Annotated in this window: 22 protein-coding genes; 9 read left to right on the top strand and 13 right to left on the bottom strand. The window is 61.5% G+C overall.

Annotated features, from left to right (window positions below):
- Positions 1–261 precede the first annotated feature (261 nt).
- From NTD88_RS28505 to NTD88_RS28515, 3 genes are all read right to left on the bottom strand, one after another.
- A complete protein-coding gene (locus NTD88_RS28505; RefSeq protein ID WP_095154231.1) occupies positions 262–456 on the bottom strand; it encodes a PAAR domain-containing protein in 195 nt (64 codons plus the stop codon).
- Positions 457–618: 162 nt separating this feature from the next.
- Positions 619–1,395, bottom strand: a complete 777-nt coding sequence (locus NTD88_RS28510; RefSeq protein ID WP_262153467.1) for a transglutaminase-like domain-containing protein — start codon at positions 1,393–1,395, stop codon at positions 619–621.
- A 40-nt stretch (positions 1,396–1,435) separates the two neighbouring features.
- The gene (locus tag NTD88_RS28515; protein WP_262153466.1) at positions 1,436–2,335 is read right to left on the bottom strand and encodes a LysR family transcriptional regulator; all 900 of its coding nucleotides are present in this window, start codon (positions 2,333–2,335) and stop codon (positions 1,436–1,438) included.
- 102 nt (positions 2,336–2,437) lie between these two features.
- Here NTD88_RS28515 and NTD88_RS28520 point away from each other — a divergent pair, with 102 nt between their 5' ends.
- From NTD88_RS28520 to guaA, 4 genes are all read left to right on the top strand, one after another.
- Positions 2,438–3,220: a sulfite exporter TauE/SafE family protein gene (locus NTD88_RS28520; RefSeq protein WP_262153465.1), complete on the top strand. Its 783-nt coding sequence runs from the start codon at positions 2,438–2,440 to the stop codon at positions 3,218–3,220.
- Positions 3,221–3,238: 18 nt separating this feature from the next.
- Positions 3,239–3,796 (top strand): sugar ABC transporter ATPase, encoded by a 558-nt coding sequence (locus NTD88_RS28525; RefSeq protein WP_095154227.1) that lies wholly within the window; start codon positions 3,239–3,241, stop codon positions 3,794–3,796.
- A gap of 85 nt (positions 3,797–3,881) precedes the next feature.
- On the top strand, positions 3,882–5,351 hold the full coding sequence (gene guaB, locus NTD88_RS28530; RefSeq protein WP_095154226.1) for an IMP dehydrogenase: 1,470 nt from the start codon (positions 3,882–3,884) through the stop codon (positions 5,349–5,351).
- 80 nt (positions 5,352–5,431) lie between these two features.
- A complete protein-coding gene (guaA, locus tag NTD88_RS28535) occupies positions 5,432–7,009 on the top strand; it encodes a glutamine-hydrolyzing GMP synthase (protein WP_095154225.1) in 1,578 nt (525 codons plus the stop codon).
- 136 nt (positions 7,010–7,145) lie between these two features.
- Here guaA and NTD88_RS28540 read toward each other — a convergent pair whose 3' ends face one another.
- Complete coding sequence (locus NTD88_RS28540) at positions 7,146–7,454, bottom strand: hypothetical protein (protein WP_262128724.1); 309 nt, start codon at positions 7,452–7,454, stop codon at positions 7,146–7,148.
- A 104-nt stretch (positions 7,455–7,558) separates the two neighbouring features.
- A complete protein-coding gene (locus NTD88_RS28545) occupies positions 7,559–7,867 on the bottom strand; it encodes a hypothetical protein (protein WP_410017316.1) in 309 nt (102 codons plus the stop codon).
- A 388-nt stretch (positions 7,868–8,255) separates the two neighbouring features.
- On the opposite strand from NTD88_RS28545, the gene NTD88_RS28550 reads away from it, so the two are divergent.
- Positions 8,256–8,435, top strand: coding sequence for a hypothetical protein (locus NTD88_RS28550; protein WP_262153464.1), 180 nt, complete (start codon positions 8,256–8,258; stop codon positions 8,433–8,435).
- Positions 8,436–8,690: 255 nt separating this feature from the next.
- On the opposite strand, the gene NTD88_RS28555 is transcribed toward NTD88_RS28550, so the two are convergent.
- Genes NTD88_RS28555 through NTD88_RS28570 form a run of 4 tightly spaced genes read right to left on the bottom strand, consistent with a single transcriptional unit; the run spans position 8,691 to position 14,091 of the window.
- Positions 8,691–10,172, bottom strand: a complete 1,482-nt coding sequence (locus NTD88_RS28555; RefSeq protein ID WP_262153463.1) for a hypothetical protein — start codon at positions 10,170–10,172, stop codon at positions 8,691–8,693.
- 59 nt (positions 10,173–10,231) lie between these two features.
- Entirely contained in the window at positions 10,232–11,284 is a 1,053-nt protein-coding gene (locus NTD88_RS28560; protein ID WP_262153462.1) for a peptidoglycan-binding protein, read from the bottom strand.
- On the bottom strand, positions 11,274–11,849 hold the full coding sequence (locus tag NTD88_RS28565; protein ID WP_262128728.1) for a hypothetical protein: 576 nt from the start codon (positions 11,847–11,849) through the stop codon (positions 11,274–11,276). Before NTD88_RS28565 ends, NTD88_RS28560 begins: the two co-directional genes overlap by 11 nt.
- A gap of 1 nt (position 11,850) precedes the next feature.
- Positions 11,851–14,091 carry a GNAT family N-acetyltransferase gene (locus NTD88_RS28570; protein ID WP_262153461.1) on the bottom strand — a complete coding sequence of 747 codons (2,241 nt, stop codon included), beginning with the start codon at positions 14,089–14,091 and terminating at the stop codon, positions 11,851–11,853.
- A 383-nt stretch (positions 14,092–14,474) separates the two neighbouring features.
- Here NTD88_RS28570 and NTD88_RS28575 point away from each other — a divergent pair, with 383 nt between their 5' ends.
- Positions 14,475–16,325, top strand: coding sequence for an amidohydrolase (locus NTD88_RS28575; RefSeq protein ID WP_262153460.1), 1,851 nt, complete (start codon positions 14,475–14,477; stop codon positions 16,323–16,325).
- Between the two features lie 102 nt (positions 16,326–16,427).
- Here NTD88_RS28575 and NTD88_RS28580 read toward each other — a convergent pair whose 3' ends face one another.
- From NTD88_RS28580 to NTD88_RS28595, 4 genes are all read right to left on the bottom strand, one after another.
- Positions 16,428–17,330, bottom strand: coding sequence for a LysR family transcriptional regulator (locus NTD88_RS28580; protein WP_262128731.1), 903 nt, complete (start codon positions 17,328–17,330; stop codon positions 16,428–16,430).
- 115 nt (positions 17,331–17,445) lie between these two features.
- Positions 17,446–17,910 (bottom strand): DUF1348 family protein, encoded by a 465-nt coding sequence (locus NTD88_RS28585; RefSeq protein WP_262153459.1) that lies wholly within the window; start codon positions 17,908–17,910, stop codon positions 17,446–17,448.
- Positions 17,911–17,937: 27 nt separating this feature from the next.
- Positions 17,938–19,983 carry a pyridoxamine 5'-phosphate oxidase family protein gene (locus tag NTD88_RS28590; RefSeq protein ID WP_262153458.1) on the bottom strand — a complete coding sequence of 682 codons (2,046 nt, stop codon included), beginning with the start codon at positions 19,981–19,983 and terminating at the stop codon, positions 17,938–17,940.
- Between the two features lie 34 nt (positions 19,984–20,017).
- Complete coding sequence (locus NTD88_RS28595) at positions 20,018–20,629, bottom strand: glutathione S-transferase family protein (RefSeq protein WP_262153457.1); 612 nt, start codon at positions 20,627–20,629, stop codon at positions 20,018–20,020.
- Between the two features lie 216 nt (positions 20,630–20,845).
- On the opposite strand from NTD88_RS28595, the gene NTD88_RS28600 reads away from it, so the two are divergent.
- The 3 genes from NTD88_RS28600 (at position 20,846) to NTD88_RS28610 (ending at position 25,192) form a co-directional block, all read left to right on the top strand.
- The gene (locus NTD88_RS28600; protein ID WP_262153456.1) at positions 20,846–21,541 is read left to right on the top strand and encodes a response regulator transcription factor; all 696 of its coding nucleotides are present in this window, start codon (positions 20,846–20,848) and stop codon (positions 21,539–21,541) included.
- Positions 21,541–22,887, top strand: coding sequence for a sensor histidine kinase (locus NTD88_RS28605; protein ID WP_262153455.1), 1,347 nt, complete (start codon positions 21,541–21,543; stop codon positions 22,885–22,887). Before NTD88_RS28600 ends, NTD88_RS28605 begins: the two co-directional genes overlap by 1 nt.
- Positions 22,888–22,963: 76 nt before the next feature.
- Positions 22,964–25,192 (top strand): TonB-dependent siderophore receptor, encoded by a 2,229-nt coding sequence (locus tag NTD88_RS28610; RefSeq protein WP_262153454.1) that lies wholly within the window; start codon positions 22,964–22,966, stop codon positions 25,190–25,192.
- Positions 25,193–25,240: the final 48 nt, after the last annotated feature.

Below are 25,240 nucleotides of genomic sequence, written 5' to 3' on the forward strand. Positions count from 1 at the left end.
TGTAATTGTCATATAAGCGGTAGAAACCGGGTGATTCCCAAGTGGGAAACCATTGACCCTCGTCATCGTCGTTGGGTGCAAATTCACGGTGCAGTATGTCGGGCAACAACCAGAAAGGTTTGAAGGTCTGAAGGCTTGAGCATCCGTTTGGGCTTAGTCTTGGTTCTCTTTTAGCGGAGGCAAGGCCTTTTTCCCACCATTCGGAGGCGAGCCACAGCCCCAGCAGGCTAGCTACGAAAATCCCCAACTTTCCCATCGGCTTCAGGCCTTAAGGTGCGGGATGAGTATCCATGGCACACCTCCGACGATCTGGAAGAAGCCGCCGGTGACGCCACAGGTGACGGTGTCACCTAGGCGCGATTGGGGCAGTCCTCCCATTATGGTGCCGCTGCTGCCTTCGATGACCTTGCCACCACAGCTTGTCTTGTCGCCGATGCGGATGAAGTAGCCTTGCATAGGGTTGAGTTCCTCATGGCTGGGTACTCGAGTCGTATTCGAATACGGGGTATGGCCTGCGAGAGCCTTCAGGTTTTCTGAAGGTCTGCAGGCCGACCGGCCAGAGGATGGGCACTATGGTTGGAAGGTTATGTAGGACCGTTCTCTACGGTTGGTGGGAAATCACTTAATTCTCGCGGTGCTGTCCTGGTGAGCACAGGCCTGGCTGCCGGCACCCTCCAGCGCGCCTTCGCGGATACGCCGCACGTTGTCGTTGAGCACCTTGTAGAAGAAGTTGTGGTACAGCCAGCCTTTCACGCCGTTCAGGTTGGTCTTGTGCTCGCGGTAGAAATCGTCCGGCGATGCGTACAGCCCGAGTTCCCGGGCAATGCCTTCGCGCTGGATGTAGGTGTCGCGTCCGGTCCATTGCACCGCAGGTTCGGCCAGGGACGGGGTGGCCACGGCATAGCCGAGGAACGCGTGCTGGCAGTTGCTGAACCTGTTCTGTACCGCGCGCAGGTATTGCTCATCAAGGATCACGCCTTCGAGCACCACCCACTGGCCATGCAACTCGACCTCGACCCAGGTGTGGAGAATTTCCCGAGGCGCCATGAAGTAGACGAAGGCGGTCATGGCACCTTTCTGCAGGCGTTTGTCGATGGTGAAGGCGCGCAGTCGGCAGCGGATGTCGAGGGCGCGGAGCAAAGCCATTAGCAGGTTCGACTTGGTGTTGCAGTGGCCCAGGCCTTCCTTGAGGATCGCCGACGCCGGCAGGCTGTCGGCGCCGGCGTTGTAGCCGAACAGGATCTCGTCGCGGCAGAACTCGTAGACGGCGCGGGCCGCCTGTTCGGGCGGCAACTGGCGCCAGCCGCGGGTGTCGATGAGGTGAGTGATCGCTGGCGCGTCGAAATCGAGTATCCCGGTGCGTTGCAGATAGTCCTGATCCTTTTGTGTACTCATGGCAAAGCCTCCGTGTTTTTGCCTAGGCTGGGCCCTGTAGCTACTTCAGGGTCAAGGTCGCGTCGTGGATATGACTGAGGAATTGCCTTACAAGCGGTCCGGCGTCTCGTCTGTAGGCGATGGCGACGGTGCTGACGCAGCCCGGGTCGGCCATCGGCAGAAAACGTACCGACGTCGGGGCGATGTCCTGCATGCAGCGCGGCAGCAAGGCGACGCCGAAGCCGGCCTGGATCAATTGCAACTGGGTGGTCTTGCGTGATACCACCCGCGCCGGCCGCGGGAAAAAGCCGGCGCTCATGCACAGTTCCGCCGACAGGTAACTCAGACCGCCGCGCTGACGATGGGGGATGGAGATGAACGGTTGTTCCCGCAGGTCTTGCAGGTGCACGCTGTTGTGCGTCGCCAGCGGGTGGGTATCGGCTACCGCCAGCAACAGCGGCTCTTCGAACAGCGGCTCCACGCACAGGCCTTCATGCTGGCGCAGCACCGGCAGACGCAGCAGGCCGATATCCAGACGACCATCGGCCAGTTCCTCCAGTTGGCCTTCGGACGAAAGCTGGGCTATTTCCATGGAGACCCCGGTGTTCTCGCGCAGATACCCGCCCAGCCGTTGCAGCAGCGTGCCGGTGAGCGGCACCGTGCTCGAATGGCTCAGGCGCAGGCTGCCGCGCAAGCCCTGGCCGACCTCGCGGGCGAGGGTACTGGCCTTGTCCAGGTCCTGCAGCAGATGGCGGGCCCGTGGCAGGAAGGCCAAACCAGCAGCGGTCAGGCGCGGTTGTCGGGCGGTGCGTTCGAACAGGGCTGTGTCCAGTTGCTGCTCCAGTTCGCGGACCTGCCGGCTCAGGGCCGACTGGGCGATGAAGAGGCGTTCGGCGGCAGCACTGAAGCTGCCGCTTTCGGCGATTTCAACGAAGTAGCGCAGTTGGCGGGTAGAAATCATGAGCTATGCCGTTTCGAGATGGCTGATGGCGATATTGCATATTAGTCGGCATAGGTGCCGACTGGTTAAGGTGATCTGAAACTTCTGCAAGGTGCCTCCCGAATGCTGTCGGATCTATTCACTCAATTGCCGTTTTCGACCCTCGATTGGCTGCCGATCCTGCTCGGTGTGGCCGCCGCCTATGTGGTGTTCGGCATCGCCGGCTTCGGCACCGCGCTGGTGGCCGGGCCGGTGCTGATCAACTTCATGCCGCTGTCGCAGATCATTCCGTTGCTGGTGCTGCTTGATTTCGTCGCCGCGTTCGGTAACTGGCTGCCGGCGCGCAAGGCGGTGGTCAGAAGCGAACTGCTGCGCCTGCTGCCGTTCATGGCGTTGGGCTGCACCCTCGGGGTGATCTTTCTGCTCAAGCTCAAGGCCGATGTGCTGATGTTGCTGATGGGCCTGTTCGTCACTGCCTACGCACTCTATAGCCTGGCGGTGAAGGTCAAACCGGCCAACCTGGCACCGGCCTGGGCGGTGCCGACGGGGACAGTGGGCGGCCTGTTCGGCGCGTTGTTCGGCAGCGGCGGTTTTCTATATGCGCTGTACCTCAATGCCCGCCTGACTTCCACCGAGCAGGCGCGGGCGACCCAGAGTGCGCTGATCAGTTGCAGCACCGTGGTGCGGCTGAGCCTGTTCCTGATCGCCGGGGTCTACGCCGACGGGCCGTTGCTGCTGCTCGCGGTGTGCCTGCTGCCGATGATGTTCCTCGGCCTGCGCGTCGGCCGCCGGCTGACCCTGAACATGTCCCGCGAAGCCTTCGTGCGCCTGGTGACCTGGCTGGTGCTGGGCAGCGGCATCGCGCTGATCGGTCGTTACCTGAGTGAGGTAAACTGGCAGCTTTGAGCACGTCTGGCCGCTGTCATGATTACCCAGAGCATCATCGTTCCCCGCATGTCCACCATCCCCGTGCACGAAGCCCGCGCGCGGGCCATCCTGCGCTGGCTGGTGCGCGAGAAGATCGTCGAAGAAGGCCTCAGCACCTGCGGCCTCACCGGCAGCCGCATGGGCCACGCCATCGGCGAAGGTGCGCGCAAGGTGGTGGAGCGGCCGGAATTGCTGCCGTATGGCAAGCGCATCAATGGTCTGGAAGTCATCACCAAGCGCTGCATCTATACGCCGCTGGATGATTTCCTCGAAGAAGCGGGCTGCCCGGAATGTCGCCGGGAGGTCGGCGAGGCGCTGTTCGACAGCCTGGAAGACTGGATGCCGGCGCAGACCGATAACTTCACCTGCCCTGAATGCGGCCATGAAGACGACATCAACGGCTTTTTGTTTCTGCAGCCGTGTGCCTTTTCCAACCTGGGCTTCATCTTCAACGGGTGGGCCGACGCCGGTTTCAAACAGACCTTCCTCGACGCCTTCGCCGACTGGCTGGATCAGCCGGTGGCGGTGGTGCGGGTGAAGCGGCCAGTCAACTGACCGAAGGCCCATCTTTGCATTGAGTGAACAGGCGCGCATGAGTATAATGGCGCGCTTCCATTTTTCCCGCCCGGGAGCCCCCGCGATGCTGCGTATCAGCCAAGAAGCCCTGACCTTCGACGACATTCTCCTTGTACCTGGCTACTCCGAGGTACTTCCTAACGAAGTCAGTCTCAAGACCCGTTTGACCCGTGGCATCGAGCTGAACATTCCGTTGGTTTCCGCCGCCATGGATACCGTGACCGAAGCCCGCCTGGCCATCGCCATGGCGCAGGAAGGCGGCATCGGCATCATCCACAAGAACATGACCGTCGAGCAGCAGGCTGCCGAAGTCCGCAAGGTCAAGAAGTTCGAGGCCGGTGTAGTCACCGACCCGATCACCATTGACGCCGACGCCACCGTTCGCGATCTGTTCGAACTGACCCGCCTGAACAACATCTCCGGCGTACCGGTGCTGAACAACGGCGACCTGGTCGGCATCGTCACCTCCCGTGACGTGCGCTTCGAAACCCGCCTGGACATCGCCGTCCGCGACGTGATGACCCCGAAAGAGCGTCTGGTCACTGTCCGCGAAGGCGCCGACAAGAACGAAGTCCGCGAGCTGCTGCACAAGCACCGCCTGGAAAAAGTCCTGATCGTCGATGGCAACTTCAGCCTCAAGGGCATGATGACCGTCAAGGACATCGAAAAAGCCAAGGCCTACCCGCTGGCCAGCAAGGACGACCAGGGTCGTCTGCGTGTCGGCGCTGCTGTCGGTACCGGCAAGGACACCGCCGAGCGCGTTGCCGCACTGGTTTCCGCTGGTGTTGACGTAGTGGTGGTGGACACCGCCCACGGCCACTCCAAAGGCGTGATCGACCGCGTTCGCTGGGTCAAGGAAACCTTCCCGCAAGTGCAGGTGATCGGCGGCAACATCGCCACCGGCGCTGCCGCCAAGGCCCTGGCTGAAGCCGGCGCTGACGCGGTCAAGGTCGGTATCGGCCCTGGCTCGATCTGCACCACCCGTATCGTTGCGGGTGTCGGCGTGCCGCAGATCAGCGCCATCGCCAACGTCGCCGCCGCCCTCGAAGGCACCGGCGTTCCACTGATCGCCGACGGCGGCATCCGCTTCTCCGGTGACCTGTCCAAGGCCATCGTTGCGGGCGCTTCGTGCGTGATGATGGGTTCGATGTTCGCCGGTACCGAAGAAGCGCCGGGTGAAGTCGAACTGTTCCAAGGCCGTTCCTACAAGGCTTACCGTGGCATGGGCTCGCTGGGCGCCATGGCTCAGGCACAAGGTTCCTCGGACCGTTACTTCCAGGATTCCTCGGCCGGCGCCGAGAAGCTGGTTCCGGAAGGCATCGAAGGCCGCGTTCCTTACAAAGGCGCACTGGCCGCGATCATCCACCAGTTGATGGGCGGTCTGCGTTCCTCGATGGGCTACACCGGCAGCGCCGACATCGAAGAAATGCGCACCAAGCCTGAGTTCGTGCGCATCACCGGTGCCGGCATGGCCGAGTCCCATGTGCATGACGTACAGATCACCAAAGAAGCGCCAAACTACCGCGTAGGTTGATGCTCCTGGCAACACCGTTAAGCGGGGCTGTTATCGAACAGCCCCGCGTCGTTTCCGATTACCACTGACGAGATTGAGTCATGGCCCTCGACATTCACGCTCACCGCATCCTGATTCTCGACTTCGGTTCCCAGTACACCCAGCTGATCGCCCGCCGCGTGCGCGAAATCGGCGTGTACTGCGAACTGCACCCGTTCGACATGGACGATGAAGCCATTCGTGCATTCAACCCGCGCGGCATCATCCTCGCCGGCGGTCCAGAGTCCGTCCACGAAGCCAACAGCCCGCGCGCGCCGCAGGCCGTTTTCGACCTGAACGTACCGGTACTGGGCATTTGCTACGGCATGCAGACCATGGCCGAGCAGATGGGCGGCAAGGTCGAAGGTTCGGACCTTCGCGAATTCGGTTATGCCCGCGTTGACGTGGTCGGCAAGAGCCGCCTGCTTGACGGCATCGAAGACCACGTCGACGACGACGGCGTCTTCGGCCTGGACGTGTGGATGAGCCACGGTGACAAGGTCACCCAGATGCCGAAGGACTTCCACGTCCTGGCCAGCACCCCGAGCTGCCCGATCGCCGGCATGTTCGACGATGCCCGCGGCTACTACGGCGTGCAGTTCCACCCGGAAGTGACCCACACCAAGCAGGGCGGTCGCATCCTGTCGCGCTTCATACTCGACATCTGTGGCTGCGAAGCCCTGTGGAACGCCTCGAACATCGTCGAGGACGCCATTGCCCAGGTTCGCGAGCAAGTCGGTTCGGCCAACGTGCTGCTGGGCCTGTCCGGCGGTGTCGACTCCTCCGTGGTTGCCGCGCTGCTGCACCGCGCCATCGGCGACCAACTGACCTGCGTCTTCGTCGACAACGGCCTGCTGCGTCTGCACGAAGGCGAGCAAGTGATGGCCATGTTCGCCGAGAACATGGGCGTCAAGGTGATCCGCGCCAACGCCGAAGAGCAGTTCCTTGGCAACCTGGCCGGTGAGTCCGACCCGGAGAAGAAGCGCAAGATCATCGGTCGCACCTTCATCGACGTGTTCGATGCCGAGGCCAGCAAGCTGGACAACATCCAGTTCCTCGCCCAGGGCACCATCTACCCGGACGTGATCGAGTCGGCTGGCGCCAAGAGCGGCAAGGCCCACGTGATCAAGTCGCACCACAACGTTGGTGGCCTGCCGGAGGAAATGAACCTCAAGCTGGTCGAGCCGTTGCGCGAACTGTTCAAGGACGAAGTGCGCAAGATCGGCCTGGAACTGGGCCTGCCGTACGACATGGTCTACCGTCACCCGTTCCCGGGTCCGGGCCTGGGCGTGCGTATCCTTGGCGAAGTGAAGAAGGAATACGCCGACCTGCTACGTCGTGCCGACCACATCTTCATCGAAGAACTGCGCAAAGCCGACTGGTACCACAAGACCAGCCAGGCCTTCGTCGTGTTCCAGCCGGTGAAATCGGTTGGCGTCGTTGGTGATGGCCGTCGCTACGCTTGGGTCGTCGCCCTGCGTGCCGTCGAGACCGTGGACTTCATGACCGCGCGTTGGGCACACCTGCCGTACGAGCTGCTGGAAACTGTCAGCGGCCGGATCATCAACGAGATCGAAGGGATTTCGCGGGTGACCTACGACGTGTCGAGCAAGCCGCCGGCGACGATTGAGTGGGAATGATGGGGTGTCCGGCACTGACCGGCACCCACTAGCAAGAAAAAACCTGAAGCCCGCGTAACTGCGGGCTTTTGGCTTTTTGGGGCAGGCAAGGCCCCATAGCGTAGAGCGCTGATTCCCTGTTTCTTCTAGTGATGGATTACCGGCGGCCGTCGCACACCGGTGATTCGCCAACGCGGCCTTGCTTGCACAGATCCATATTGTCCTTACGCTTGAAGCCAGCATCTTTCATGCAATAGAAGTGCTTCAATTCCGCATCGATTGAGCCGTTGCCTATGCCCGCGACATTGGGGTACCCGCACGCGAGCATGGCACTCTTGACCCCCTCGACCGAGACGCCGCTCTTTTGCCAATTGGTGAAGTCCGGCGGTGGCGGTTGAAAGCCCCTTCCCGTACAGCCCACCAGTAACACAGCGAAAAAGCTCAACAGCAGGCTCCTGGTAAACATGGCGTTCTCCCTCACGCTATGACTCGGACAACACGTGACACGCCGTTGTCTGAGTTTTTCTAGAAAGGCCTGCGGCATTTCCGCGTGGAGTGTGTGAAGGATCATTACCGGCGTCCGTCGCACACCGGGGACTCGCCGATGCGGCCTTGCTTGCACAGGTCGAGCTTATCCCGGCGCGAGAACCCTGCGTCTTTCATGCAGTAGAACCGGGTCAGCACAACATCAATCGGCGATTTGTCTCCCACGCCATCAAGATTGGTGTACCCGCAAGCACGCATGGCGTTGTCGACGCCGGATTGGGATTCCCCCTTTTTGTACCATTGCGTGTAGTCCCCTGGCGGCGGTTGGAAAGGGGTACAGCCTCCAACTACCAGAAGGCTCAGGCCCAGCAACGGATTGCGCGTCAGCAGCATCACATTCTCCATGTCCATAAGTGGCCCGGACTTCGCCCGGTTATCTCCGTTCAGCACCTTCAGACACTCTCTACGGCGCGTGTGTTCAAGCCTGTGAAGCATTAACCCATTCAGCGCCGGTAGTTCCATTGGCCATGAATGACCATCAAGCCAGCGTGATTTTCCGGACCATCGGCGGCGAGGGTGATCGTCCTGTCAGTTACATGTACGGGTATGCCAATACTGGATTTGAGAGCGCGGGTGATCGGGTTTATGAAAGCGCATACCGGCTTATCTGAAGAAAATGGCCGGTGGTACTGACAGCATCAGTACGTTGGTCGAGGCCGACAAAACGGTGCTTGTGAAAGGGCAGGGCTAGGACAAACCGTTCACCTTCAACGGCATTCCCATGCCGACGCCGTTCGACAAGGAACAGCCTGTTGCGCAGCAATTCACGACACAAGCCAAGAAGAATTATCTGGTTGAAACGGTGATTGCGGACACGTGGGTCATGAATGTGTATGAGGTCTCTGCAACCGGTGACCGCAAGACCATTGGCGTGCCCAAAAAAGATGCCGGCGCAGACTGACCGCGCAGGGGGCTTGGAGGGGCAAAGGTTGAGTTTGATGGGGTTTCTCGACGCACTCCAAGACTTTGCTCACATCACGGCTGACAAATACCGTCGATGACCACACCACGCGAGTGGTTTATTTTCGTTATTGAAAGAATCGCATTGCTGGGTCGGTATTGAGCGAGAGGCTGGTGCCTGTAGTGCGTTCGTCGGGAAGGCGAAAGTCTGGGCGCAGTTGAGCCATTGACTCTGATCGACGGTGAAATATTTGCGTTATTTCGTTTTTATTTTTTTATGTACTTTACTCTCTTGGGCTAGTTCGTCATCGTCTTCTTCGTAATTATCTTCGTCATCTTCTTCAAAATCCTCGTCCTCGTCCTCATGCTTTTTCAGGGTGCGTTCTCGTTTTAGCTCGGCCTGTTCTTCTCTTGTTCGTTTTGCAAAGTAGGCGGTTTGTTGCCGCTCCAGTTCCTCGGCCCCATGTTCCTCGCAAGCGATGAATGTAGTGGATTCCGGATTAAGACTCATCTCAGTTGCTTCGTTGTTGCACCCTGCGTGCAGACATTGTAATGGTGGAGGTTCTGGGACGGTGTCTCTGTCGCAAGGTTTCTCGGCGGGGCAGTTGAGGATGTTTCTGGTGACATCGAGGAAAAATTCCATATCCTCATCCAGATTTGCGCAGTATTCATTGTCAATCTCTGTGTGCTTCCCGCCTATCGTCAGCAGACCTCTGGAGTTGTCGATATTGACCAGTATTTTATCACCGGCAAAAATGGAAAAACCGTTGTCTCCCCAGTGTGGGGGGGTGCGACTTACAAATACCAGTTTATGTTTATGGTATACATCAATGAAATGATGTTGCGTCATGACTATGTTTGATGAAGCCTTATTGGCATGTGGCAGCAGGTTTTGCCCGGGGTGCTTGTGGCCGCGTCCAGCGCCCATGATGACCCAATACAATGTGCTTTTGAGCTTACTGGCTTTTGAATTGGTATGGCCCACCGTCGAGCCGTGATGGTCGAGTTTTACAATGGTGGCATCGAGCGGGCCTGCTTCCGCGTCGCCGCCTGTGTAGTAAGTGGTTTTGGTTCTTCCTTTACTATCTACAAGTATCCACTGCAGGCTTGAACCATTATTTCCGTTACATAGGCTCGGGTTTAAAGGGGCAGGGTTGTTTTGTAGTACAAGGGAAAAGCCATTATCGAATGTCAGGGTGTTTGCATTGTTATAATTGATTCTTGTTTTTCGCACAGCCTCCACAGCGTTCTTCAATTGCCGGCATGCAACGGCAACACTGCTGGCTTCTTCCCTGTTTGTCGGCTTGCCATACATATCCTTGTTCAAGACTTTTGCTCGAGCAGGTGTGATGATTTCTATTGTTTCAAACGGATCCTCATGCTCGTCTTCGTCTTCGTCGTCCTCCTCGACTCCGGTACAGTCCATGCAGATTGTTTTTATTGCATGGAATAGGCCGAGGTAGTGATCGGTATCGAAGTGACTGACTATGAATGCCAGCGGCATTATTTCTTGCTCCATCAATTCCGTCAGCAATGTTGACAAGCGCGTTCCGGTTTCAACCTTCCCGCCATCGATCACGATAAATTGGCTATCGGTGAAAAGCACAGTACAGTCGCCGCCCGCCCCACAGTCCAGATGGATGATGCGGATTAAAGGTCGACCCTTACTTTTAACGGTGGACTTGCTTCCCAGTGATGCGGAAAAAGCGCTAGTTGCTGAGGTGCTCGATGGCTTCATGGGGAGGCTCTATCTCGGGTGCTGCCCGGTTGGTCAAAAGTTTTCACTTCCCGGAACGATCATGATAATGCGGCGCTCAAAAGTGCTTGTCGGGTCGCTTCATCCATGCTGCCGGTCTCTTCAAGTTGCCTGGCCCGCTGAAATTCGCGAATGGCCATCTCTGTTTTTCCGTCAGGACCGTTGCCTTCCTCTCCGCAGTCGTAACCAAGGCACTTCAGGCGTCCCTGCCAGCCCGAGACTGTGTCGATAGGGTCTGTGTAACCAATATTGAAAGCGTAGGTTTCGGCCTGCGGACCCGGGTTCAACACGATCGTGGCTTGGGTGATGTCCGGGCTGACAGCCTGGTTTACGAAGCCCTGAGCATCTGTTTTGCCCGATATCTCGGCCTCGGCATCCCCTCGCCCTGTCGTCAGGCTGAGCAGATAGGGCACCCCTTCTCTGGGGCTCTCATCATCGTTGAGGAAACGGATGTGCAAAAATTCCGGCACCCCTTTGCGTTCAATCGTCAGGTGCTTGCCGGCTTCAGCCGCTTCTGTCTTTTGGCGTTTTTCAGGGATTACAACCTCGTCGTTTGCCAGAAGGATGTACATGTTGTCGTGGCGCAACTCTTTCAGTGCTGCGTTCGCGTCATGCTCCCAAATAGTGGCTGGGAAGAATCCATAGCGCTCGGCGATTTTCCCGATGCATTCGCCTTGCTTGATGACATGAGTCTGCTCACTGGCAGGCGATGCCTCAGGTGCGGGTTGCCAGGTTGCGAGCAGGGTGCAGTTGGCGTCCGCTTCGGATAAGTCCACGGTGGTTTTTACCTGCCACGCCTCTTCATCCAGTTCAGGCAGGCTCAGTTGATAAGTGCCCAGCGGCAGGCCTTTGAAAAGGAAGCGTCCGTCCGGGCTGGTCTTGCCAATGAGTGCCTGACCGTCATCCCGGGTAATCACCAACTCGATACCATCGAGTCCTTTCCCGTCTTCACCAACCACTGTTACTTCAATGACCTTGTTCGGGTCCTGTGGAGGCGGTGGGCAAGTGATAGTCGTTGCGTCTACCGCCTGAGTATCACTCTGGGCTTGGGCGGCCTGGTCTGCCTGTGCCAGAGACGAGGTGTCAGTCGCCAATGAAAAACTCCTCGTCGCTGAACAGGGACTCGCTGAGGCGGTAGTCCGATGGATTGCTTTTGATCTGCCTCTGTCTATCCAGGCGCTCAGGCTGGGCGTTTTGATAGCTGTCGGGGCCTGAGTGATCTGCTGCTACCTGGGGTTCGAATACAACTGGTTTGTCGCTCGGCAGCAATCCGAGTTCTCGACGCTGCCTCAGATTGCGGTCTTCGACCTTTTGCCGGTGCAGGCAACTTTCCACCAACCGGTTCAGGCGCTCGCCGGGGTGGGGCAGGGCGGTGTCGGTGAGGATGTTGCGCATCCACAGCAAATTCGGGTCGCTGTCGAATGCCCAGCCGTAGGTCGCGGCCAGATTGATGAATCGACAGACCTGCTGCCGGCTGGTCAGTTGGTAGCTGGCGGCACGGTCGATCAGTGAGTTGACCTGGCTGCGCAGATCGTCGCGGGTCAGGCGCCAGGCTTGCGTGGGGAAGTGGCTATACAGGTGGTTCATCATTTCATCGATGAACTGCTGACGGGGCGGCTGGGCCAGAGCCTGAAGTTGCGTGTTCTGAATGATCAGCATGCTAGCCGGACTCTTGTTCGGTCAGAAAACGGCTGAGGGTGTTGCTCAGTTCCGGCCCGCTGGTGGCTTGTCCAAAGTAGTAATAGTGACAGCCGTCCGGGATGCCAGCCGGCTGGACTGGCAGACGCCGGTAGCCAAGCCTGGTCAGGACCCGTTGAGAACGGGTGTTGGCCTGGTCGACCGTGGCGAACAGATGATGGATGCCTCTGACGCGAGCCAATTGGTGCAGGAGCGTCATGGCCTGAAGACCGTAGCCCTGATTCTGGTAGCTCTGCCCAATCCAGTAGTAGAAGCGGGCGCTTCGACTACCGTCGGGTGCTGTGGCCTGAGGCAGGTATTGCAGTGCGGCAACACCAATCAGGCCAAGGTCCGGATGCAGGATCCCCAGTACAGGGTTGTGCTCTGACTGTTGCTTGCGCAGCCAGTCACGTGTCTGGTCAATACTCCGCATGCGCTCCACCCCGGCCAGTCGGCAAAGTTCCGCATTGCGCTGCATGCGGTAGAGCGCCCGAGCCTGATGAGGGCCGAGCAGGCTGGCGTACACGGCCTTGGTGTCAGGCGCCGGAGGATCGGGCAGTTGCAGGGTCGGAGCGCCCAACAGCCTTTCACAGCGGGCTTGCCAATTGCTCAGGTCGGCGAGTTGGCGATGGATATCGAACGCCTCTTCCTCATCTCCCGCCTGATCGTCGCCCACCCGTTCCAGCGCCTTGAGCAGGCAGATTTCGGCCTGGCTGTAGCTCGCCAATTGCCAATGCGCGATGCCCAGATTGAACCAGGTACTGCTGTGATCTTGCTCTTTCTCCTGCGTCGGAGCAGGGCGTTCGAGCGATTGGCCAAACCAGCCGATAGCCGCGGTCCAGCGATTGAGCTCGACGGCCAGGCTGCCCAGGTCGAAGGCTAGGTCGTAGTCCTCGCCGATAGGCAGGTGAAAACGCCAGACTTCGCCAAGTGCCTGATACCACCGCTGTTGCGCCGCACCCGATAACCGGGCGAGCACGGCGTCGATCTGCGGCAGCAACAGGTAGAACACCTTGGTATCCCAGTGCGCGAGACGCAGGAAGGCGAGCATCTGCTCCTGGCTCAGGGATTCTGCCCCGGTCTCCAGGGCCTGTTTGATGCGGTAGAAATCGTTGGGGTTGAACCCGTGCAAAGCCTGTTGTGCGGCGGCGGTGGTTTCGCGCCAGGTGCCAACGGGAGCCGCGCGCCAGCAGGCAGCCAGAAGGGCCAGGCCATTTCCGGGCGGGCTGGACCAGCAAGCGCCGCCATTGCTCTGGATGATGTCCGCCAAGGCCGGGTAGTTGACCGGCAGGGTGAAGCTGCCGTGGCAGGCAAAGTCAGGTGTTTGTTGTCTGGCGAGGTCTTTCAGTTCATGGCTGCCACGGTCGGCGCTGAGCAGCAGCAGGTTGCCGTCGTACAGTTGGCTGAGGCGTTCCAGCGCATTCAATGCCTGCGCAGGAAAGAGCAGGGCGCAAGGCGACAGGTGCTGGGCGTAGCGCTCGATCAACCGGTTCCAGTTCTGGTCAGGATAATCGGGGGCAACGATCCGGCGCTTTTGATAGTCCGGGGCCAGGCCGGAAAACGGCTGGTCGGCATCGCTTTCGGGGCCTCTTTCGACCTTCAGCCAGCCTTCATAGAGGTGTTCTTTATCGAGGAAGAACAAGTCCTGGCGCAGGCTGCCGAACACGTAGTTGGCGATGACCACCGGAGGCAGCTTGAGGCTGCCGGGCGTCAGGGTTATCTGCTGATGTTGCAGTTCCACCTGGCTGTCGGTTTCCACATCGAACAAGGCAAAGTCGAGGCGGCCCTGCTGGATGAAGGGATCGAGCCTGCCATGCAGCCGCTCGCGCCAGTGCTCTAGGGTCCTGGCGTTGAAGTCGGTCATCACGTAGCAGACCCGGTCATCCGGCCCGCGAATGGCATCGAAGGCCTCGAAGAATTGCAGCAGGAAGTGCCAGGCAAAACGCCCGCAACCACTGCCCAGTTCGATGATGTACAGCGGCTGTTCGCTGACCAGGCCTTGGGCCTTGAGGTCACGCCAGAAGCCCAAAACCATCTGCGCATAGGCCATCGCCATGACAGGATGGCTGGTCACGTAGTGCGGTACGTGCGCCCCGGCCCAGGCATCCAGCCCTTTTTCGCTGTAGTACTGACGCTGCAGATCCCACAACGGGGATTTGGCGAAGGCGGTGTAATCGGGCGTTCGCAGCGCTTCGCTGTGGGGGGTAATGCCGGTATCAGACATCAATGAGATTCCCGCTGCATCGTTATGCCAAGACCGGGCCAGTCTAGCCGGAGCGTTGCTTTGAGCAAGAAAAATATGGCTATTTGATATTGGTGGTTTTTCGGTGCTGCAGTGAGCTGCGACGGGCATCTGACACCGTAAATCCGGGCTGATCGCGAATTTTCTGGCCTTTGGAGTACTCGGGGAAATTGCTAAGTTCACATACCAAATTGTGAGTACACGCACAACTTGTGGTGCTAAGTTGAGCCCGCTATCGAGTACGGACCAGGACGGCCTCTCGACCTCTTCGCATTGCCGGACGCGAGGATAACCGGACTGAAATCGTGCCATGCGATGTTCATCGTCATTCCACAGACCCTCTCTGAAACTGAAAGGAATCACTCATGTCGCAACAACCTCAATTCGGCTGTGCCTGCTGTACCCCCAACATGCTGCCGCGCTTCGAGCACGCAGCCGAAGCCTGGCAGGCCCTGCACGCCGAGGCCGAGACACTGGCCCCCCATGGCGGTCAGCAAGCCGTGATTTTCTTTGGCGGCAATATCTACCCTGATCCCGAGCGGGCGGGGCAGCAGGTCGAGGCCATCGGTATCGCCGAGGGCGAGGTGAAGGCGAGCGGCGCACTGGACGATGTCCGCAAGGCGATGCAGCAGTACACGCCGGTCGATCGCCCGCTGAAGCCGGAAGAAACCTTGCTGCCCGGCTTGATCGATGCCCATGCGCACCTGATGTCTACCGCACTGATCACCGGATGGACCGATCTGTCGCCCATTCAGGGTCAGAGCCTGAACAGGGAATACAGCATCGCCCACGTCGAGGCCGAGATCGTGAAGGCCGCCAAGGCGGTGAAAGACAAGCCCAAGGATCAGCAATGGGTGACCGGGTTCGGTGTCGACCCCTCGTTGATGAAGGATTGGCAGGACATCCAGGCGTCCACGCTTGATAGCCTTTACCCCGAGCTGCCTGAGCTGAAGATCTTCCTGCTCAACGCGTCCGGTCATATCAGCTATGCGAACACCAAGGCCCTGAAGCTGGCCGGTCTCGACAAGGAATACAAAGATGGCGTCCTGACCGAAACCCAATCGGCCCTGATGATCCCGCATCTGCCTAAACCGGGACCGTTGCAGTTTTTCCGCAACTTGTTACAGGTCTTCAGTGACGCGAACAAGCGTGGAATCACCACGGTATTCGATGCGAGCGTCGGGTTGGTCGGCAAGCAGTATGAAATCGGCCTGATGAGGCTGCTGGCCAAGACTCATGTACTGACGCTGCGGGTAGGCGGGGCCTTGTATGGCAGCGATGACGCCGATCTGAAGATGTGGCTGAAGTCCTACCATCCCGAACTGGACAGCGAGGGCAACGAGCTGTTCACGCTGCGCGCGATGAAACTGATCGCCGACGGCTCGAACCAGGGGCTCACCGGGCTGCAGAGCGAGCCCTACAAGTGTTGCCATGAGCATCAGGTACCAGGCGTCGGCGCCTACGGCCTGTTCAACTACAACCCGGTGCGCGAACTGGCCAATGTCATGGCCGATGTCACCGCCAAGGGCTGGCCGATCCTGACCCACGCCAACGGCGACGAAGCGATCGACAACGTGCTGTCCGCCTACCAACTGGCCCTGTGCAATCCGCCGACCGACAAGGCCCCGCTGCCCGAGCCGCCGTTCAACAGCGTGCCGGCCTGGGCCAACCAGCGCCACCGTATCGAACACTGCTCGCTGCTGCACGACGACGCCATTGCCCTGATGAAGCGCATGGCGATCTCACCGAGCTTCCTGATCGGTCATGTCGGCTACTGGGGCCAGGCATTCCAGCAAACCATCCTCGGCGAGGAACGCGCCGACATGCTCGACCGTTGCGCCTCGGCGTTGAAAGGTGGCCTGCGCATCAGCCTGCACAGCGACCGTTTCGTCACCCCGTTCGGTCCGCTGCGCTACATGGAGCAGGCGATTGGCCGGGTGATGGAAGCCGTGGTGGATGAGCAGGATGACAACAAGCGGATTCTCAACAAGGAAGAGCGCCTCGATGTGCACCAGGCCCTGCGCGCGGTGACCATCGATGCGGCCTGGCAATGCCATCTTGACCATCAGGTCGGTTCGCTGCTGCCGGGCAAGCAGGCCGACCTGGTGATCCTGGCCAAGGATCCGCTGCAATGGAAGGCCGCCGATGCGGCTGGCATGCGCGATATCCCGGTGCAGGAAACCTGGGTCAGTGGGCGCAAGGTGCATTCGGCGTAATGAGCTGATGGGGCCCCGGCCATTGGCCGGGGCTTGCTCGATTCATTGCAGGCAAGCACCAGCCTGGAACCTGTGGGAGCCGGTCTTGCCGGCAAAGCCCTGTTACTGACGAACACCCCCAAACAGCGGATTGCCCCGCAACCGCTCCACCGCAATATCCACGAACGCTCGCACCTTCGCCGGCGCCTGTCGTCCTTGTGGATATACCAGGTGAATCGGCAATGGCGGCTCTTCGAATTCCTCCAGCACCACCTGCAATTCACCGGCGAGCAAGGCCGGCCCGACCTGGTAATGCAGCACCCGGGTCAATCCCCAACCCGAACGCGCCGCATCGATCACCGCCTGGTTGGTATTGCACATCAGCACCGGGTCGATGCCGATTCGCTGACCACCGGCGAAGCGCCATTCCGGCGAAGCCCATGAGCTGTTGGACGCGACGATGCGGTGGTCTTTGAGGTCTGTCGGGGCGGTCGGGGTACCGCGCTTTCCAAGGTAGTCCGGCGCCGCGCAGATCACGTGACGTACCGCGCCGACCCGCACCGCAGTCAGGCCGGAGTCCGCCAGATGGCCGATGCGCACGGCAACATCGAGCCCTTCCTCGACGATATTCACCTGACGATCGATGAACAGGGTCCGCGCATGCATGCCGGGGTAGGCGTCGAGGTAGTCGGTGACGATCGGCAGTACGTACAACTGGCCGAACAGGATCGGCGCGGTGATTGCCAATGTCCCGGACGGCTCGCTGTAGTGACCGGCCGCAGCGGCTTCGGCTTCGGCGATATCGCCGAGAATGCGCCGGCAGTCGGCAAGATAGTGTGCGCCGGCCTCAGTGGTCTTCACCGAGCGGGTTGTGCGCACCAGCAGGCGGGCGCCGACCAGATCTTCCAGTGCCGCCACGATGCGCGTCACCGCCGGTGCGCTCATGTGCATCTGCCGCGCGGTTTTGGCGAAGCTCTCGGTTTGCGCAACGTTCACGAAGACGCGCATCGCCAGCCAACGGTCCATTGCGGTGGGTTTCCTTCGGGTCAGGGACTTGTCATGAGCGTCTCCGGTGAGTCCCGGGGCGCCGTCGGGGTGCCCGGGATTATGTGCCATTTTGCGCATCCTTCCAGTGTCGGCTTCAGAAGCCGAAGTGGCTGAGGCCCGGGTGATCGTCCGGGCGCCGGCCCAGCGGCCAGTGGAACTGGCGGTCTGCTTCGCGGATCGGCTGTTCGTTGATGCTGGCGTGGCGCGCGCGCATCAGGCCGTCTTCGGCGAACTCCCAGTTCTCGTTGCCGTAGGCGCGGAACCACTGGCCGCTGTCGTCGCGGTACTCGTAGGCGTAGCGCACGGCGATGCGGTTGCCGGTGAAGGCCCACAGTTCCTTGATCAGCCGGTAGTCCAGTTCGCGGTTCCATTTGCGGGTGAGGAAGGCTTCGGCTTCGGCGCGGTTGTGGACGAACTCGGCGCGGTTTCTCCAGCGGGTGTCCGTGGTGTAGGCCAGCGCGACTTTGGCAGCGTCGCGGCTGTTCCAGCCGTCTTCGGCCAGGCGGACTTTTTCGATGGCGCTCTGTTCGGTGAAGGGTGGCAGCGGTGGACGGGACATGGTCAGTCTCCTGAGTGATGAGTGAAGTCAAAGGGCGAGCTGGATCGGGTCCTCACCGGCCGCGACCGCGCAGCAGATGAGCACTTCATCGTCGCCGACCTTGGCGGTCGGCTCCTTGATATAGGTGACCGCGCCCTTGAGCAGGCGGGTGCGGCAGGTGCCGCAATGGCCTTCGCGACAACTGTATTCCGGTGACAGGCCACGGGCTTCCGCCAGTTCCAGCAAGGTGCCGGACTCCGGCGTCCAGCGGGCTTCTTTCAGCGAGTCCATGAAGGTGACCGCCACCGATTCTGTCGCGGGCGGCAGGCGCACGGGCGCGGCGCCAGCGCCAGTGCGGGTCAGTGAGCCGGGCCCGAAGGCTTCGGCGTGAATGCGCTCGTCGGCGACGCCGTACCCGCGCAAGCCGTCGTAGATCGCCTGGGTAAACGCGGGCGGGCCGCACAGGTAGAACGCGTAATCGCCGAAGGGCAGATACCGCCCGAGCAGCGGCATGTCGATGCGGCCTGCGGCGTCGTAGTCGATGCCGTGCGCAACGCCGTGGATGTCGCTCAGCACGCGGACCACGTTGACGGCGCCGTTCGCCGTGGCGACGAGCGCCGCCAGTTCCTGATCGAAAGCACGTTCCGGCTTCGAGCGGGCGGCGTAGAACAGCGTGGCCGGGCGGATGCGCTGGGTGCGCGCGCCTTCGAAGACGAGGTGGCGCAGCATCGCCAGCATCGGCGTGATACCGACGCCGCCGGCGATCAGCACCGCGGGGCGAGGGTCCGCGGCGTCCAGGGTGAAATCGCCCGCCGGCGCCCGCGCCTCCAGCGTGTCGCCTTCGCGCAGTTCGTCGTGAAGATGCCCGGACACCCGACCGTCGCGTTTCACGCTGATGCGGTAATGGCTGTCGGACGGCGCGACCGACAAGGTGTAGGTGCGAATGACCGGTTTGTTCACGCCGGGAAGTCGCACACGGATGGGCAGGTGCTGGCCCGCCAGGTGCGGCAGCAGTCCCGCACCGTCGGTGGGTTCGAGGTGAAAGGAACGGATCGACGCACTTTCCTGCACCACGCGGGAGACTTTTAGCACCCGCCAGCGGGTGGCGAGTTCGACCGCGCGCAGGCGCTCGTCGGCCTGCTGCCAGTCGCCGGTCATCAGCGAGCTGTCGGCCTCGCCGTCTTTGCGGGATGCCCAGCGCAGGGCGAGGCCGCCGGGTCTGCGGACGATCTTCCGGGGTTTGAACGTCCAGAGCCGCTCGGCGCCCTGGAATACCGCGATTTCCGGCGAATCGAAAATGACCTCGGCATCGCCGGTCATCTGCAATACATCGCCGCTTTGGTAATCGACGAACAACAGCCCGGCCTTGCCGTTGAGATGGATATTGCCCAGGGTCGAGAAAAACAGGTTGCCGTTGAAGTCGGGGATGGTCAGCAGGCCATCCTCGCCGACGCGAACGAAGCCCGGCTTGCCACCGCGATGGGACACGTCGACCTGACGGCGTTCCTCGCGGTCGGCGTAGGTGGCGACGAAAAAGGCATCGGCCCCCTCGATCAGCGATCGTGCCCGGGCATCGAGGGTGGGGAGTGCTTCGATCTGTCCGGCGAACGCAGCCTGCGGATCCCGGGCAAAGGAAAAGTCCCGCAACTGGATGTACCGCGGGCAGTTACCGAAGCTCTGGTCGACCTCGACCCGAAAGCCTTGGGCGAGACCCGACAGCACCCCGTTCATACGGTTGCGCCGCCGGCTGTGCATCTCGATCCCGAGCAGGCCGACCGGGGCGCCATCGAACATCCCCAGGCCAGCCGGATCCAGTGGGTCCGGCCGGGCGGCGATATCGAGGGCAGTGGCTGAAGGCGAACTCATGAAACCAGGCCGGCCTTCGAGAAAGGTCGCCCAGGCATCGCCCTCGGCGTCCACGCTGCCGAGCACGATGAACGGCAGTTGGCGGTAGAAGTCGCGATGCTGGTCGGGCATGAAATCCCGTATGACCCGCTGGCCGACACCTTCCATACGCTCGGCGACGCCGACTTTCTCCTGGATGAATTTCTCGCCTTCATGCCAGGTGGACAGCGTGTTCAGGTGTTCGGCCATGTCCGTTGCTCCCGTGGGAATTGGACCAGGTGGGTCAGGCGCTCAGCCCGGCGCGGCTCTGGGCGAAGGGCACGAAGCCCGGCAGCGCCTCGACCCGACGCAGGAAAGCATTGACGGCGGGATAGCCGGACAGGTCGACATTGCCCTCCGGGGCGCGAGCGACGTAACTGTAGATGGCCACGTCGGCGATGGTCGGATGGGCGGCAGCGAGCCACTCGCGGTCGGCCAGGTGCTGTTCCAGTCGGCCCAGCAGGACATGGGCGCGGGCAATGACTTCGTCAGCGTCGAAACTGGCGTTGAACACGGTGATCAGCCGCGCTGCGCAGGCGCCATAGGCCAGTTCGCCAGCGGCCACGGACAGCCAGCGCTGGACCCGCGCCGCGCCCAGCGCGTCCTCGGGCAGCCAGTCAGTGCGTCCGGCCTTCTTCGCGACGTAGACGAGGATGGCATTGGAGTCGGCGATCACGATCTCGCCATCTTCCAGCACTGGAATCTGGCCGAACGGATTCAGGGCGAGAAACGCCGGCGACTTGTGCGCAGCCGCGGCCAGATCGACTTCGATCAGCTCATGGGGCACGCCCAGCAGCGAGGCGAACAGAACTGCGCGGTGGGCATGGCCCGAGAGAGGGTGGTGATGGATCTTCATGTTCCGGCTCCTGGCTTGAGTGAGCGGGGCGGGGTGAGTCCCGATCCGTGAGGCCAGTGTGGAACCGAACGCTTTTTGGCGGAATAGGCGTTGTTGGCAGTTCTTTATTGCGTTAGTTGGAATAATCGCGCCGGGCTGACCGATGTCATTGCTCCCGTCCGTGGTGAAATGGGATGATTCGCAATTGCAATCACTGCCCACCCAGAGCCACTGTCCGTGTCCCACAGACTTCTCCTTACCGAAGACGACCTCAACCTGCGTCAGGACCTCGAGCAGCATTTCCAGCGCCGTGGTTTTCACGTTCATGCCTGCGAAAACGGCACCCAGGCCCTGGCGGCGATGGCGCAGGGCGGTTTCGATCTGGTGCTGCTGGACATCATGCTTCCGGGAATCGATGGCCTGAGCCTGCTGGACAATCTGCGTCGGCATCAGTCGGTTCCTGTGATGCTGATGTCGGCCCTCGGCGCCGAGCAGGATCGCATCAGTGGCTTCACCCGCGGCGCCGATGACTACCTGCCCAAGCCGTTCAGCCTTGCGGAGCTGGATGCGCGGGTGGATGCGCTGTTGCGGCGGGTGGCGCTGGATCGGCGGCGCGGCGAGCAGGGCAGCGACAGCGGTTCGCTGACCTTCGATCAGGAGCGTCAGGACGTCGTTCACCAGGGCCGCAACGCGGGGCTCACCGGTTCCGAGTTCCGCCTGCTGTCGACGCTGCGCGCCCACCCCGGCGAGGCGTTGAGCAAGGCGTTTCTCTATCAGACGGTGCTGCACCGCGCCTACACCCGGCTGGACCGCGGCCTCGACGTCCACGTCTGCAACCTGCGGCGCAAGCTGACCGCCATCGGCGCGGCCCATGTGCAGATCCAGTCGGTGCGCAGTCAGGGCTACATCCTGGTGGAAGCGGAACCGTCCTGATGCGCCGTCATCCGTTGTTGTGGAAGCTGGCGCTGATATTGGTGAGTTTCTGCCTGTTGCTGACGTGGCTGATCTGGACCTGGGGCCTGTCGGTGGAGCGCAGCACCTACTTTCTCAGCGCCGCCGATCAAACCTATCTGGCGCGCTATGCCGAGCAGGCCGAACAGGCGTGGCGCGACGGCGGAGCCGAGGGCGCCGAGGCTTACCGCCAGCAACTCGCACAGCAGGAAGACACCTGGGTGGTGCTGGTCGGGCCCTATCTGCAGAGCCTCGGCACCACGCCGCTGAGCGCTGAAGATGCCAGCCACCTGACCTTCATGCGCAAGCTCGACTGGCCCATGAGCCGGCGGCTTCAAGATGAATTGCCGTATGTCAGCATCGAATTCCCCGAGCATCCCGAAGACGGCCGGCTGGTCATTCAGTTGCCGGAGCGCCTGCTGCCCACCGGCCTGACGCCCTGGACCCATCTGGTCACCCACGGTATAGCGCCGGCGGTTTTGGCGTTGCTGCTCGGGCTGGCGCTCTATCGCCATCTGGTGGTGCCGCTCAATCGCCTGCGCGACCGCGCCGACGCCTTGCGCGCGGATGATCTGAACAGCCCCGGCCTGCCGCTTCAGGAGCGCCGCGATGAACTGGGCGAACTGGCCCAGGCCTTCGAACACATGGCCGGGCGCTTGCGGCGCAGCCTCGACCAGCAACGGTTGTTGCTGCGTACCTTGTCCCACGAATTGCGCACGCCGCTGGCGCGGTTGCGCATCGCGCATGACAGCGGCGTACCGCCGGAGCAACTGCGCGAGCGGCTGGACCGGGAAGTCGACGGCATGCAGCGGCTGCTGGAAGACACCCTCGACCTGGCCTGGATGGACACCGAACAACCGGAGCTGCCCACCGAGCCGGTGCAGATGCTCTCGGTGTGGGAGGCGCTGTGCGAAGACGCCTGTTTCGAAAGCGGCTGGGCGCGCTCGCGCTTGCTTTCGACGCTGTCCGCCGACTGCCGGATTCAGGGCCATCTGGACAGCGTTGCCCAAGCCCTGGAAAACCTGCTGCGCAACGCCATTCGCCACTCGCCGGAAGGTGGGACGATCCGCTTCGATGGCGTGCGCGAGGGCGACTGTTGGCATTTCCAATTGACGGACCAGGGGCCGGGCGTCGCCGAGGCCGACCTTGAACGCATCTTCGAGCCTTACCAGCGTCTGGCCGGCAGCGGCGCGGGTTTCGGCCTTGGCTTGGCGATCGCCCGTCGCGGCATCGCGTTGCAGGGCGGAACGCTGTGGGCCAGCAATGGCCATCCGGGTCTGGTGCTTCATCTGGTACTGCCCGTCGCGGAGGAATGTTTAGAAAGTTAATGAGCTTTACTCTCAATTGGCAGTCATTATCATTCGTGACCTCTTGCATTCAGCGCGACGCTCCGGAGATCGAAAGATGTTGCCCCGCCCAGTCCCCCGCATTCCCTTCCTGTTGCTGACCAGTTGCCTGTTGTCCACCGCCGTGCAGGCTGCGTCCGAACCGCAGGTCGTCGAGCTGGAAAGCCAGAACGTCGTTGCCACCGCGCTGGAAGAGACCAAGCAGGCGCCGGGCGTGTCGATCATCACCGCCGAGGACATCAAGAAGCGCCCGCCGGCCACCGACCTGTCGCAGATCATCCGCACCATGCCCGGGGTCAACCTGACCGGCAACTCCACCAGCGGCCAGCGCGGCAACAACCGCCAGATCGATATTCGTGGCATGGGCCCGGAAAACACCCTGATCCTGGTCGATGGCAAGCCGGTCGGCAGCCGCAGCTCGGTGCGTTACGGCTGGCGCGGCGAGCGCGATTCGCGCGGTGACACCAACTGGGTGCCGGCCGATCAGGTCGAGCGCATCGAGGTCATCCGTGGCCCGGCGGCAGCCCGTTATGGCTCCGGCGCGATGGGCGGGGTGGTGAACATCATCACCAAGCAGGCCGGCGCCGAAACCCACGGCAACATGACCGTCTACCAGAACTTCCCGCAGCACGGCGAAGAAGGCACCAGCAAGCGGGTGACCTTCGGGCTCAACGGCCCGCTGACCGACAGCCTCAGCTACCGGGTCTACGGCAACGTGGCGAAAACCGATTCGGATGACTGGGACATCAACGCCGGGCACGAATCCGCCCGCACCGGTAACCAGGTCGGCACGCTGCCGGCGGGCCGCGAAGGCGTGCGCAACAAAGACCTCAACGGCCAGTTGAGCTGGCGCCTGAGCCCCGAGCAGACCCTGGAACTGGAGGCCGGCTTCAGCCGCCAGGGCAACATCTATACCGGCGATACCCAGAACACCAACTCCAACGCCAACGTGAAAAGCATGCTGGGCCACGAGACCAACATTCTTTACCGCGAGAACTACGCGCTGACCCATCGCGGCGACTGGGACTTCGGCAGCACCATGGCCTACCTGCAATACGAGAAGACCCGCAACCAGCGGATCAACGAAGGCCTGGCCGGCGGCACCGAAGGCATTTTCAGCAACACCGATTTCTACACCTCGACCCTGCGCGACCTGACCGCCCACGGCGAAGTGAACCTGCCGCTGCACGCCCTGCGTGACCAGACCCTGACCCTCGGCGCCGAGTGGAGCCAGCAAAAGCTCGATGACCCGAGCGCCAACACCCAGACCACCAGCGAAGGCGGCGCGGTCAGCGGCCTGACCAGCGCCGGTCGCGACACCAGCTCGCAAGCGCAGATCGTCTCGTTCTTCGCCGAAGACAACATTGAACTGCTGCCCGGCACCATGCTCACGCCGGCCCTGCGTTTCGATCACCACAGCATCGTCGGCGACAACTGGAGCCCGTCGCTCAACCTGTCCCACGCGCTGACCGACACCCTCACCCTGAAAGCCGGCATCGCCCGCGCCTACAAGGCGCCGAACCTGTATCAGCTCAACCCTGACTACCTGCTCTACAGCCGCGGCCAGGGGTGCTATGGCCAGAGCACCAGTTGCTACCTGCAAGGCAACGACAAGCTCGAAGCCGAGACCAGCGTCAACAAGGAATTGGGGATCGAGTACCAGAACGACGGCTGGGTCGCCGGCCTGACCTACTTCCGCAACGACTACAAGAACAAGATCGAATCGGGGATGAGCCCGGTCGGTCGTGCCACCGGTGGCACCGGCACCTACGTCAACTCCGCGGTCTACCAGTGGGAAAACGTGCCGAAGGCGCTGGTCGAGGGCCTCGAAGGCACCCTGACCATCCCGCTGACCGAGCAGTTGAAGTGGAACAACAACTTCACCTACATGCTGCAATCGAAGAACAAGACCACCGGCGAGACCCTGTCGGTGACCCCGAAGTACACCCTCAACTCGATGCTTGACTGGCAGGCCACCGACGCGTTGTCGCTGCAGGCCAGCGTGGCCTGGTATGGCAAGCAGACGCCGAAGAAGTACGACTATCACGGTGATCGCGTGACCGGTAACGGCAATAACCAGTTGTCGCCGTACGCGCTGGTGGGCTTGAGCGGCACCTACGCCTTCACCAAGAACCTGAGCCTGACCACCGGGGTTGAAAACCTCTTCGACAAACGCCTGTTCCGCGAAGGCAACGCCCAGGGCGTGAACGGTATCGATGGTGCGGGTGCCGCCACCTACAACGAGCCGGGCCGCACGCTCTACACCAGCCTGACCGCGTCCTTCTAAAAGGCCCTGGCCGCCGCTTCCGCGTGGAAGCGGCGGCTGATTGCGCAC

Origin of the sequence: Pseudomonas sp. 20P_3.2_Bac5, assembly GCF_025466035.1 — a bacterium.
Taxonomy (GTDB): domain Bacteria; phylum Pseudomonadota; class Gammaproteobacteria; order Pseudomonadales; family Pseudomonadaceae; genus Aquipseudomonas.